The organism is Enterococcus sp. AZ177, assembly GCF_050544585.1.
In the GTDB taxonomy this organism is placed as follows: Bacteria; Bacillota; Bacilli; order Lactobacillales; family Enterococcaceae; genus Enterococcus_L; species Enterococcus_L plantarum.
The window spans coordinates 666,721-679,255 of the sequence record NZ_CP172944.1 but is presented as its reverse complement, the minus strand read 5'-3'; the positions used below and the strand labels follow the sequence as shown (position 1 = coordinate 679,255).

Here is a 12,535-nt window from a genome sequence, read left to right as displayed (position 1 = left end):
TTTTCTATTTTAATAGTAGTACAAACAAATGATTAACGAAAAATTTTACAATTATAAAAAAATCCTGTGGCGTACACTATATGTACGCCACAGGATTTTTGATAATTGTTATTAATTTTGTTGAATACTTACTGAAATTCACTAATTATTGAATTAAATCATAAATTTCCATCGCAACAATATCAATATTATCAAATTGATAGCTTTGTTGAGAATCAGTTTCTGTTAATTCAAATGTTTCAGTTGATTTATCGTAAGTTACGATGCATTTTTCTGCACCTTCGCGTTCAAAACGGCGAACTTGAATTTCGTTGTCTGTTGCTTCAGTCATCGCTTCAAGTCGCTTGATAATCGCCACAAGTTGTGAATGTTTCATAATGGGCCTCCCTTTAAAAACTAGTTCTGTACCATTGTATCAAAACATTGTCTTTCTTGCATGATTTTTCGTCATTTTTTTTAATTTTTTTGCTGTTCTTTAATCTTTAGTCATCGGTTGCTTTCCATCTGTCCACCATAACTTGATAAGTGCTTGTGTTCCATCGTTTTCAAATCCTTTATTAGCAAGCTTTTCGTACAAATCTGTAGCTAATTTAGTTGCTGGTAAGTCAAGATTCATTTTCTCAGCTTCATCTAAGGCAATCTTTAAATCTTTTATAAAATGTTTGACAAAAAATCCTGGAGAATAGTTCTCTTTTAATATTCTCGGACTATAGTTACTTAATGACCAATTTGCCGCACTTCCACCAGATAGGGTCTCAATGACCTTATCCAAGTCTAATCCTGCTTTATTTGCATAAACCATCATTTCAGTCATCCCAGTCATTGTTCCAGCAATCATGATTTGGTTTGCCATTTTAGTATGTTGACCTTTTCCTGACTCACCTTGTAATGTAAAAGTTTTCCCGAAGGTTTTAAAAATCGGTAACACTTTCTCATATGCGGCCTGATCCCCACCTACCATGATTGTCAGTGTCCCATTTTTAGCTCCTAAATCGCCCCCAGATACAGGAGCATCTAATGCTATTCCGCCTAATTCATTTGCCTTTACCGCTATCTTTTCAGCCAATGTCGGTGTACTTGTAGTTAAATCAACAATTATCTTATCTGTAATATCTTTTGAAAAAATACCATTTTCATTAAAATAGATTGTCTCGACGTCTTTTGGAAATCCGACCATAGTGAATATAATATCACTAGCCTCTGTAATAGCGGCAGGCGTTTCCTGCCAAACAGCACCTTCTTTTATTAATTCATCTGTTTTACTTTTGGTCCGATTATAGACATTTACATTCAATCCTTGTTTTATCATGTTTCTAACGATCGAAGCTCCCATAACCCCTGTTCCAATGAATCCAATTTGTGACATAGTCTTAATCCCCCTAATAATTTTAATAAAAAAACAGGTGTAAGACAAAAGTAAAAATTACTTTTGTTTCACACCCGAGATGCGAATAAACGCTTCAGTTCCAGCCTCTTTTTAACATTTATTTTCTCAAAGATGTAAACTTGACTTTGATTCGTTCAATAGAAGCTGCAGCTTCTTTTTCTATAGTAAGTTGATCATAGTATTTAATCATATCTTCATAAAATTCAAGCATTACATTTCCAAATCGAGTTGCTGATATTTCATAAAGTTTTTCCTTTAAAATAGCTTTATCTGGTGTAATACCTGATTCTACATATTCAATAAATGTCGGGGCAAAATCGACATCAGCTTTAAACGTCCGTCCCAGAGATTCATGATCAAATAAATTATTCAAATAAGCATTGCCCTCAACCACACAAGGAACTCCAGAAGCCATCGCTTCAGTGTATGTCAGCCCTTGTGTTTCTGAAGTTGAAGCACTGACAAAATAATCAGCAGCTTTATAGTAAATAGCTACCTGATCATTCGGCACTTCTCCGACGAATTGGATTTTATCACTTATTCCTAATTCTTCCCCCAAACAACGTAACTTATCAACGTAAGGGCCATCTCCCACAATAACGAAACGAGCACTTGGGAAATGTTCAAAAACAGTTGGTAAACCATTAACGATTGCTTGAATATTTTTTTCATAGGAAATACGACTCAAAGAGAGTAACATGATATTGTCATCATTTAATCCTAATTCATCTCGAAGAGCTTTTTGCATTTCAAGGGTAATATCAGGTCTTTCAAATTTTTGAATGTCGATTCCTGTTGGAATGATTCTCATTGGTGATGTTACGCCATATTCTTTTAATTTGTCAATGACTCTCTCACTTGGACACACTACACCTGTTGTGTGATTCGCAAAGAAACGAGAAAAATATTTCACATGTGTTGGACGTACAACTTTTCCTTTGGCAATATAATGCAAATAATCCTCATACATAGTATGATACGTGTGAATAACAGGAACTTTAAGTTTTTTGCCCACCATTTTACCTAATAATCCCGCACCGAATTCTGTATGCGTGTGAATCAAATCTAAATCTAACTCTTTTGCAATTAGATAAGCATACCACATACCGCGTACTACAATTCTGCGATCCTTGAATGAGACAAAAGGCACACTTGGCATCCGAATAACATCTTCTTCAAATTCTTTTGCATTCGGGTCAGTAGTTGTAAAAATATAAACTTGATGTCCTTTTTGTTCCAATTCATCTTTAAGCGTCTTAATAGATGTTGCAACCCCACTAACTTGGGGGAAATATGTGTCTGTAAAGAAACCAAATTTCACTTTGTTCCCCTCCATTAATTTTGATTTTCATGCTGTACACATTCTTTATTTTTTACCGGATCATTGCTTATCACTTTTTCATAAACTTTTTTTAGCTCATATCCGATTCGTTCAATACTTTTCTCCTTAGCAACTTCAAAACCTGCTTGACATGTATTTTGTATCTTATCTGTAATAAGTCCGTCGATTAAATAAGTGAAGTCTTCGTTGCTCTTTCCCATGTAACAATTCACTTCATTCTCAAGCCAACCTTTATAGACAGGAATATCTCTTACCAAAACTTGTTGTTTGCTGGCTAAAGCCTCTAATATGACAATTCCCTCTGTTTCTTCATAAGAAGGGAAGAAAAAAAGATCAGCAGCTGAATATGCCCCTTCGATTATATCCCCTTTTATATAACCTGGAAACTCCACATTTGCCGGATGGTCTTCTTTTACAATTGTTCTAATTGCTCTAGGAATTGAATACATAGGTGTATGACCAAACCAGATAAAACGATATTCTGGAAATTTTCTAGCCAGTTCAACAAAGTCAGTAATTCCTTTTCTTTCAAAATACAATCCTACGCAAATAATCACTTTTTGATTTTCGTTGATTTTAAAATACTCTTTAAATTTTTCTTCTTTTTCTTTAGAACGTTCAAATCTATTTAAATCAATTCCATTTGAAATGGAAGATATTGGAACTGTTATACCATAACCTTCTAATAAAGCCTTAGAATAAGGCGTCGGTGTAATTAAATAATCAGCTTTAGAGTATAAGCTAACTAAGTATTTTTTAACTAGAGGTGAAATTTGATTAGATCCAATAAATGAATTTCTAAAATCTTCCTGTGTTGAGTGTGCATGGTAGATAACTTTTTTTCCCATCTTTTTTGCTTTATTTACCATACTATGGCTATTGATTCCATACGTATTAATGTGTAAGATGTCATAATCTGTGCAATTAGCATCTAATGTATATTCAATCCCAACTTCAGAGAGCGCTCGCTTCTGATGGTCTAACGCTCGTCCAATTCCAGACTTCGCTAATATTTTTTCACCTTCAAAATATAATAAAACCTTCACGTTGCCCCTCCTAGCTTCTTTAAAGCATTATAACATAGGTTAAAAAATCCTCACTCAACCTAAAGTCCTAGTTTCATTATCTTACAAATATTATATCAAAAAATAGCATAAGAAAGCCATTTTTCCGCTAAATAGATCCTTTACATGACAAAATTGTTAGATAGTGATAATCAATTTTACCCGTTTCTATCATTATTTCACCTTTTGTTTATTCTATCAAATAATAAAATTTATTTTACTATAAACTAAAAAAAGAACGAAAACTTATTAAGTCTTCGTTCTTTAACTCCGGCAGTAGGACTCGAACCTACGACATCATGATTAACAGTCATGCGCTACTACCAACTGAGCTATGCCGGAATAATTAGCGTGGCGACGTCCTACTCTCACAAAGGGAAACCCTTCACTACAATCGGCGCTAAGAAGCTTAACTTCTGTGTTCGGCATGGGAACAGGTGTATCCTTCTCGCTATCGCCACCACACTGGGTGTTGTTGCTATTTAGTTGAGTGATTATTCACTCAAAACTGGATTGAAGTAGTAATCAAACATTCCGAAACTCTTTTTTATTTCGTTTCTTTGGTTAAGTCCTCGACCGATTAGTATTGGTCCGCTCCGTACATCACTGCACTTCCACTTCCAACCTATCTACCTGATCATCTCTCAGGGGTCTTACTTTCTTAAAGAAATGGGAAATCTCATCTTGAGGTGGGCTTCACACTTAGATGCTTTCAGCGTTTATCCCTTCCCTACATAGCTACCCAGCAATGCCCTTGGCAGAACAACTGGTACACCAGCGGTAAGTCCATCCCGGTCCTCTCGTACTAAGGACAGCTCCTCTCAAATTTCCAACGCCCGCGACGGATAGGGACCGAACTGTCTCACGACGTTCTGAACCCAGCTCGCGTGCCGCTTTAATGGGCGAACAGCCCAACCCTTGGGACCGACTACAGCCCCAGGATGCGACGAGCCGACATCGAGGTGCCAAACCTCCCCGTCGATGTGGACTCTTGGGGGAGATAAGCCTGTTATCCCCAGGGTAGCTTTTATCCGTTGAGCGATGGCCCTTCCATGCGGAACCACCGGATCACTAAGCCCGACTTTCGTCCCTGCTCGACTTGTAAGTCTCGCAGTCAAGCTCCCTTCTGCCTTTACACTCTGCGAATGATTTCCAACCATTCTGAGGGAACCTTTGGGCGCCTCCGTTACTCTTTAGGAGGCGACCGCCCCAGTCAAACTGCCCACCTGACACTGTCTCCCACCACGATAAGTGGTGCGGGTTAGAGGGTTCATAACACAAGGGTAGTATCCCACCAGCGCCTCCACCGAAACTAGCGTTCCGGGTTCATCGGCTCCTACCTATCCTGTACATGTGGTACAAACACTCAATATCAAGCTACAGTAAAGCTCCATGGGGTCTTTCCGTCCTGTCGCGGGTAACCTGCATCTTCACAGGTACTAAAATTTCACCGAGTCTCTCGTTGAGACAGTGCCCAAATCGTTACGCCTTTCGTGCGGGTCGGAACTTACCCGACAAGGAATTTCGCTACCTTAGGACCGTTATAGTTACGGCCGCCGTTTACTGGGGCTTCAATTCTGAGCTTCGCCGAAGCTAACCCATCCTCTTAACCTTCCAGCACCGGGCAGGCGTCAGCCCCTATACTTCATCTTTCGATTTTGCAGAGACCTGTGTTTTTGATAAACAGTCGCTTGGGCCTATTCACTGCGGCTGACCGAAGTCAGCACCCCTTCTCCCGAAGTTACGGGGTCATTTTGCCGAGTTCCTTAACGAGAGTTCGCTCGCTCACCTTAGGATACTCTCCTCGACTACCTGTGTCGGTTTACGGTACGGGCAGTTGTTTTCTCACTAGAAGCTTTTCTTGACAGTGTGACATCAGGAACTTCGGTACTATTATTTCCCTCCCCATCACAGCTTGTCCGTATAGAGTAAAGCATTTGACTCTACTCAAGACTTACTGCTTGGACATGCACTTCCAGTCGCATGCATTCCTTAGCCTCCTGCGTCCCTCCATTGCTCAAACAAAAACAACTGGTACAGGAATATCAACCTGTTGTCCATCGCCTACGCCTATCGGCCTCGGCTTAGGTCCCGACTAACCCTGGGCGGACGAGCCTTCCCCAGGAAACCTTAGTCATACGGTGGACGGGATTCTCACCCGTCTTTCGCTACTCATACCGGCATTCTCACTTCTAAGCGCTCCAGCCGTCCTCACGATCGACCTTCAACGCCCTTAGAACGCTCTCCTACCATTACACCAGAGGTGTAATCCACAGCTTCGGTAATATGTTTAGCCCCGGTACATTTTCGGCGCAGGGTCACTCGACTAGTGAGCTATTACGCACTCTTTAAATGGTGGCTGCTTCTGAGCCAACATCCTAGTTGTCTGTGCAACCCCACATCCTTTTCCACTTAACATATATTTTGGGACCTTAGCTGGTGGTCTGGGCTGTTTCCCTTTCGACTACGGATCTTATCACTCGCAGTCTGACTCCCGGATATAAATGAATGGCATTCGGAGTTTATCTGAATTCGGTAACCCGAGATGGGCCCCTAGTCCAAACAGTGCTCTACCTCCATCATTCTTAATTCCGAGGCTAGCCCTAAAGCTATTTCGGAGAGAACCAGCTATCTCCAAGTTCGTTTGGAATTTCTCCGCTACCCACAGCTCATCCCCGCACTTTTCAACGTACGTGGGTTCGGTCCTCCAGTGCGTTTTACCACACCTTCAACCTGGCCATGGGTAGATCACATGGTTTCGGGTCTACGACTACATACTCATTCGCCCTATTCAGACTCGCTTTCGCTGCGGCTCCGGTTCTTCACCTTAACCTCGCATGCAATCGTAACTCGCCGGTTCATTCTACAAAAGGCACGCCATCACCCATTAACGGGCTTTGACTTGTTGTAGGCACACGGTTTCAGGATCTATTTCACTCCCCTTCCGGGGTGCTTTTCACCTTTCCCTCACGGTACTGGTTCACTATCGGTCATTAGGGAGTATTTAGCCTTGCGGGATGGTCCCCGCGGATTCCGACGGAATTTCTCGTGTTCCGCCGTACTCAGGATACTCCTAGGTGTTGCCAACATTTCGTCTACGGGGCTATTACCCACTTTGGCGAACCTTTCCAGGTTCTTCGACTATCTTGACAGACTACCATATCGGAGTCCTACAACCCCAACAAGCAAGCTTGTTGGTTTGGGCTCTTCCCGTTTCGCTCGCCGCTACTCAGGGAATCGAATTTTCTTTCTCTTCCTGCAGGTACTTAGATGTTTCAGTTCTCTGCGTCTACCTCTAACCAGCTATGTATTCACTGGAAAGTAACATCCTATAAAAGATGCTGGGTTTCCCCATTCGGAAATCTCTGGATCATAGCTCACTTACAGCTCCCCAAAGCATATCGGTGTTAGTCCCGTCCTTCATCGGCTCCTAATGCCAAGGCATCCACCGTGCGCCCTTATTCACTTAACCTGATGACCTTTCGGTCAATTGTTTGGTTCGTTTCTCTAGCGATAGAGGCGTCACCAATAAAATAAGCTTCGAACTATTTTACTTAAAAAACTCATTCAACGCGGTGTTCTCGGTTTGTTTTGATTACTTTTTTACTTCAATATCCAGTTTTCAATGAACAATATTAGTAACCTAGTGGTTACTAATGGAGCCTAGCGGGATCGAACCGCTGACCTCCTGCGTGCAAAGCAGGCGCTCTCCCATCTGAGCTAAGGCCCCATGGCGCTATTAACTTGAGAGTAAACCTCTCAAAACTGAACAAAGTATCGACGAATGTGTAAGTTTCCGTAATATTCCTTAGAAAGGAGGTGATCCAGCCGCACCTTCCGATACGGCTACCTTGTTACGACTTCACCCCAATCATCTATCCCACCTTAGGCGGCTGGCTCCACAAGGGTTACCTCACCGACTTCGGGTGTTACAAACTTTCGTGGTGTGACGGGCGGTGTGTACAAGGCCCGGGAACGTATTCACCGCGGCGTGCTGATCCGCGATTACTAGCGATTCCGGCTTCATGTAGGCGAGTTGCAGCCTACAATCCGAACTGAGAGAAGCTTTAAGAGATTTGCATGACCTCGCGGCCTAGCGACTCGTTGTACTTCCCATTGTAGCACGTGTGTAGCCCAGGTCATAAGGGGCATGATGATTTGACGTCATCCCCACCTTCCTCCGGTTTGTCACCGGCAGTCTCGCTAGAGTGCCCAACTGAATGATGGCAACTAACAATAAGGGTTGCGCTCGTTGCGGGACTTAACCCAACATCTCACGACACGAGCTGACGACAACCATGCACCACCTGTCACTTTGTCCCCGAAGGGAAAGCTCTATCTCTAGAGTGGTCAAAGGATGTCAAGACCTGGTAAGGTTCTTCGCGTTGCTTCGAATTAAACCACATGCTCCACCGCTTGTGCGGGCCCCCGTCAATTCCTTTGAGTTTCAACCTTGCGGTCGTACTCCCCAGGCGGAGTGCTTAATGCGTTAGCTGCAGCACTGAAGGGCGGAAACCCTCCAACACTTAGCACTCATCGTTTACGGCGTGGACTACCAGGGTATCTAATCCTGTTTGCTCCCCACGCTTTCGAGCCTCAGCGTCAGTTACAGACCAGAGAGTCGCCTTCGCCACTGGTGTTCCTCCATATATCTACGCATTTCACCGCTACACATGGAATTCCACTCTCCTCTTCTGCACTCAAGTCTCCCAGTTTCCAATGACCCTCCCCGGTTGAGCCGGGGGCTTTCACATCAGACTTAAGAAACCGCCTGCGCTCGCTTTACGCCCAATAAATCCGGACAACGCTTGCCACCTACGTATTACCGCGGCTGCTGGCACGTAGTTAGCCGTGGCTTTCTGGTTAGATACCGTCAAGGTAAGAGCAGTTACTCTCCTACTTGTTCTTCTCTAACAACAGAGTTTTACGATCCGAAAACCTTCTTCACTCACGCGGCGTTGCTCGGTCAGACTTTCGTCCATTGCCGAAGATTCCCTACTGCTGCCTCCCGTAGGAGTCTGGGCCGTGTCTCAGTCCCAGTGTGGCCGATCACCCTCTCAGGTCGGCTATGCATCATGGCCTTGGTGAGCCGTTACCTCACCAACTAGCTAATGCACCGCGGGTCCATCCATCAGTGACACCCGAAAGCGTCTTTCAAATCAACACCATGCGGTGTCGATTATTATGCGGTATTAGCACCTGTTTCCAAGTGTTATCCCCCTCTGATGGGTAGGTTACCCACGTGTTACTCACCCGTCCGCCACTCCTCTTTTCAAATGAGTGCAAGCACTCGGTAGAAAAGAAGCGTTCGACTTGCATGTATTAGGCACGCCGCCAGCGTTCGTCCTGAGCCAGGATCAAACTCTCATAATAAAAGTTGAACACAATCCGAAGATTGTTAAGCTCATTTGTTTGCTAGCATATTGCTTCGCTTTGTTAAAATTGTTGTTTGCTTTTACCGTTGTAAAAACAACCTACACATTTGGTTCGTCTTACTTTGTTCAGTTTTCAAAGGTCTACTGTGTTACCTCGCAGCAACTTTTATATCATACCAAATCTTCGATTCGATGTCAACACTTTTTTTAAAAAAGTTTCAAAGTTTTTTCTGCTTGATGTTATCGGATGTTTCGTGACAACTTCATTAGTTTACCAGGTTGTTTGTTATTTGTCAACAACTTTCTTCCTGATTTTTCAAGTTTTTTTAAAACTTGAAATGTTATTCTATTATTGCCGTTCAGCATAATTCGTCAGTGCCTTGCGACAAGATATAATATAACAAGTTTTTCTTTATTGGTCAACCATTTTTTGAAAAAATTTTAAAAGTTTTTTATCTTAACTTCTCACCATCTCTTGTATTTTCGCTTTTCTGACTCAAAATAGTTTCAATATTAGTTTTTTTAAAAAAATAGCAACGAATCCCGATCGTTCTTTATAATTTATATGAAAATAGTTCGAATTCATTTTCATTAGAATCTTTTGAGCTACCAATGTTAACAAATCCGTTTTCTTGATAGAACTGAATTAACTTCTGATTGCTACCTAAACAATCTAAACGTAACTCAGATACTTCATCAAGAAACTTTCGTTTTAAAGCACTTAACAATTCTTCTCCATATGCTTTTCCTCTGTATGTAGGACGAATGATGACGCGATGTATGTAGCATGCGGATTGGTGAAAGCCGAAATCTTTCCAAAGTAATTTATCCCATTCAGTCGGAGTTTTCCATGCAGCTGCCATTCCTATTAGTTGATTCTTACTATTATAGAAGAAATAAACTTCACCTTTAGTAACAGCTTCTTCTAATCCGTGTTTATCTTCGCCTTGTAAAACCTCTGACCATTGATTACTCCCTTGTTCTTTCAACCATTCGGCACTCTCTTTTAATACAGACATAGCAATTTGCGTTTCTCCTATTGTTACTTGTTTTAATTTCATGGCGATTTCCTCCGAAAAAAAATGTATTAAAAGAAAACGGAACAAAACTAGATTATAGCTTTGTCCCGTCTTATGTTTCTGTGATAAGAGTTGTACAGTAGTATCCTTCTCTTATTCTTTATGTACCTATTTAGTTTTAAAACATCGGGACTCCTTCAATTTCATAAGAAGCTAATAAAGTTTTTAATTTAGATGGTTTTTCCCATGCATATCTATTATCAATAGTTGGGACTACATGATCTTCATTCATTTCAAATACAAACAAAGGCATATTTTCAGCATCTGTATGAGCATTTGTTAACTCGACTAAATTAATTGAAGTAACATCTAGTTGAATTTCTTCCTTGAAAACTTGTAACATACTCGCTAAACCCGTCATATCCTCAGAAACTTTTGTTGTAACAAACGCCATTGACTCACCCACTGGATGAACAAGAAATTTTTTCGAACCATCATTTAGATTCAGCATAATAGTACCAGCGACTTTTTTGTTAGACAAAACATCCACCTCAATTAATTTTTGTTTTCAGAAACTAGGAAAATTGTACCATATTTTCTGAAAAAAAACAGATTTATTTCTCAAGTAGTGCATTCATCGCCTCGTTCCTCCAGATAGGAAGCTCATGTTCTAAGGTTTCAAAGCCGATTTTCTTATTTTTATTCGTGAAATATTTTTTACGTCGATGATTTGGTTGCTGTATTTGAGTCTCTAACGTTCTTAAAGATAAGCTGATTTTTTTTGAGTATTCGTCTATATCAATCACTTGAACTTTGACCTTTTGTCCGACAGTCAATAAACTATGAATATTTTTGGTAAAACCTGCCTGCACTTCTGATACATGTATCAACCCTTGGACCGTATCATTTAATGAAACAAACGCACCATATGGTTGTAGACCGGTTATTGTCCCGTCAAGAATCATTCCTATTTTGTATTCCATATTATTATCCTCATTTCGTTATTGCCACAAAAATAATTTTCTCATTTCAAATGATATCATGTTCCATTAAATAGTGCATGGATTTATTTCTACCATTATTAATTCTTTTTGTTCATATTTCGTTGAAACTCCATTATACTATAGTTAAGTCTCGTTTAACGAAAAATATTTTGATCTAGAAAGGAAGAATTGAATGGTAGAATTTGATACAGTCTATGAACGCCGTAACACAAATTGTTCTAAGTGGGATTCCATTAAAGATACTTATGGAGAAGATGGCTTGTTACCATTATGGATAGCTGATATGGATTTCAAAGCCAATCAGCCTGTTCTAGACGCTATAAATCGAACAGCAGAACAAGGAATTTTGGGCTACTCTCTAGCTCCTGATTCATTGTACGAAGCAATTCAACGTTGGCAGAAGCGACATCACAATTATTCCGTTAGCAAAGAAGCGATCCTATTTAACAGCGGTGTCGTGCCAAGTCTCTCTTTGGCTATTCAAGCTTACACTGAACCTGGCGATGCTATTATGATTCACGATCCAGTTTATCCTCCGTTTGCCAAAGTTGTTGAACAAAATGATCGAAAGCTAGTCCGTAGTCAATTATCAATAGATCAAGAACACTTTATTATGGATCTAGAAGAGATGGAAAAATACTTCGTTGCTGAAAACGTTCGACTATTCATCCTCTGCAACCCTCACAATCCAGGCGGACGTGTTTGGACAAAAGGTGAGCTTGAAGCTTTTGGTAAATTATGCGCAAAATATGATGTGCTCGTTGTTAGCGATGAGATTCATCAAGATTTGATTTTTGCTCCGCATGTATTTACAACATTCACAAATGTTCACTCGACATTCAAAGATTTTTCGATTACTTTGACTGCAGCAACAAAAACCTTCAACTTAGCTGGTATTAAAAACTCCATGATCTTCATCGAAAATCCTGATTTGCGAAAACAATTCGTTGAAGCACAGGAACGTAATTTTCAGAACGAAATCAACATTTTCGGTTACGTAGGAACAGAGGCTGCTTATGAACACGGTGATGATTGGTTAGATGAATTACTTGGTTATCTAAAAGAAAACATTGATATGGTTACCAATTTCTTAAAAGCTGAACTTCCTAGCGTCAAAATGATGCATCCAGAAGGTACTTACTTGATTTGGTTAGATTTTTCCGCTTTGGGTTTGACCGATGCACAACTGCAAAATCAACTCGTCCATAAAGGAAAAGTTGTTTTGAATCCTGGAATTACCTTTGGTCCTAAAGGGACGCAACACATGCGCTTAAATGTGGCCTGTCCAAAAGAAACACTGTCAGAAGGCTTACGGAGAATCAAACACTCTTTTGAATAATAAAA

Annotated in this window: 8 protein-coding genes, 2 tRNA genes and 3 rRNA genes; 1 reads left to right on the top strand and 12 read right to left on the bottom strand. The window is 40.8% G+C overall.

The features are described 5' to 3' along the window. Window positions 1-145: 145 nt before the first annotated feature. From IGJ34_RS03285 to IGJ34_RS03230, 12 genes are all read right to left on the bottom strand, one after another. Window positions 146-376, bottom strand: coding sequence for a YkuJ family protein (locus IGJ34_RS03285; protein WP_010760442.1), 231 nt, complete (start codon window positions 374-376; stop codon window positions 146-148). A 99-nt stretch (window positions 377-475) separates the two neighbouring features. Further along, window positions 476-1,366: an NAD(P)-dependent oxidoreductase gene (locus IGJ34_RS03280; RefSeq protein WP_069653309.1), complete on the bottom strand. Its 891-nt coding sequence runs from the start codon at window positions 1,364-1,366 to the stop codon at window positions 476-478. A gap of 118 nt (window positions 1,367-1,484) precedes the next feature. After that, a complete protein-coding gene (locus IGJ34_RS03275) occupies window positions 1,485-2,708 on the bottom strand; it encodes a glycosyltransferase family 4 protein (RefSeq protein ID WP_069653308.1) in 1,224 nt (407 codons plus the stop codon). A 14-nt stretch (window positions 2,709-2,722) separates the two neighbouring features. Beyond that, complete coding sequence (locus IGJ34_RS03270) at window positions 2,723-3,775, bottom strand: glycosyltransferase family 4 protein (RefSeq protein WP_430598117.1); 1,053 nt, start codon at window positions 3,773-3,775, stop codon at window positions 2,723-2,725. Between the two features lie 286 nt (window positions 3,776-4,061). Further along, window positions 4,062-4,135 (bottom strand) — tRNA-Asn (locus IGJ34_RS03265). 7 nt (window positions 4,136-4,142) lie between these two features. Beyond that, window positions 4,143-4,258, bottom strand: a 5S ribosomal RNA gene (gene rrf, locus IGJ34_RS03260). A 95-nt stretch (window positions 4,259-4,353) separates the two neighbouring features. Next, window positions 4,354-7,265: ribosomal RNA gene (locus IGJ34_RS03255) — 23S ribosomal RNA — on the bottom strand. 185 nt (window positions 7,266-7,450) lie between these two features. Continuing rightward, window positions 7,451-7,523 (bottom strand) — tRNA-Ala (locus IGJ34_RS03250). A gap of 82 nt (window positions 7,524-7,605) precedes the next feature. Then, a 16S ribosomal RNA gene (locus IGJ34_RS03245) occupies window positions 7,606-9,166 on the bottom strand. The 16S, 23S and 5S rRNA genes sit together here with 2 tRNA genes alongside, the layout of an rRNA operon. A 556-nt stretch (window positions 9,167-9,722) precedes the next feature. Further along, a complete protein-coding gene (locus tag IGJ34_RS03240; RefSeq protein WP_430598116.1) occupies window positions 9,723-10,229 on the bottom strand; it encodes a GNAT family N-acetyltransferase in 507 nt (168 codons plus the stop codon). 136 nt (window positions 10,230-10,365) lie between these two features. After that, window positions 10,366-10,737, bottom strand: a complete 372-nt coding sequence (locus IGJ34_RS03235) for a hypothetical protein (RefSeq protein WP_181429481.1) — start codon at window positions 10,735-10,737, stop codon at window positions 10,366-10,368. Window positions 10,738-10,801: 64 nt separating this feature from the next. Beyond that, a complete protein-coding gene (locus tag IGJ34_RS03230; RefSeq protein WP_069653724.1) occupies window positions 10,802-11,170 on the bottom strand; it encodes a CvfD/Ygs/GSP13 family RNA-binding post-transcriptional regulator in 369 nt (122 codons plus the stop codon). 193 nt (window positions 11,171-11,363) lie between these two features. Here IGJ34_RS03230 and IGJ34_RS03225 point away from each other — a divergent pair, with 193 nt between their 5' ends. Further along, complete coding sequence (locus IGJ34_RS03225) at window positions 11,364-12,530, top strand: MalY/PatB family protein (protein ID WP_430598115.1); 1,167 nt, start codon at window positions 11,364-11,366, stop codon at window positions 12,528-12,530. Window positions 12,531-12,535 lie beyond the last annotated feature (5 nt).

Bases quoted from the DNA above. Each gene is read 5' to 3' on its own strand.
- IGJ34_RS03285 (WP_010760442.1), bottom strand. From the start codon at position 376: ATGAAACATTCACAACTTGTGGCGATTATCAAGCGACTTGAAGCGATG.
- IGJ34_RS03280 (WP_069653309.1), bottom strand. From the start codon at position 1,366: ATGTCACAAATTGGATTCATTGGAACAGGGGTTATGGGAGCTTCGATC.
- IGJ34_RS03240 (WP_430598116.1), bottom strand. From the start codon at position 10,229: ATGAAATTAAAACAAGTAACAATAGGAGAAACGCAAATTGCTATGTCT.
- IGJ34_RS03230 (WP_069653724.1), bottom strand. From the start codon at position 11,170: ATGGAATACAAAATAGGAATGATTCTTGACGGGACAATAACCGGTCTA.
- IGJ34_RS03225 (WP_430598115.1), top strand. From the start codon at position 11,364: ATGGTAGAATTTGATACAGTCTATGAACGCCGTAACACAAATTGTTCT.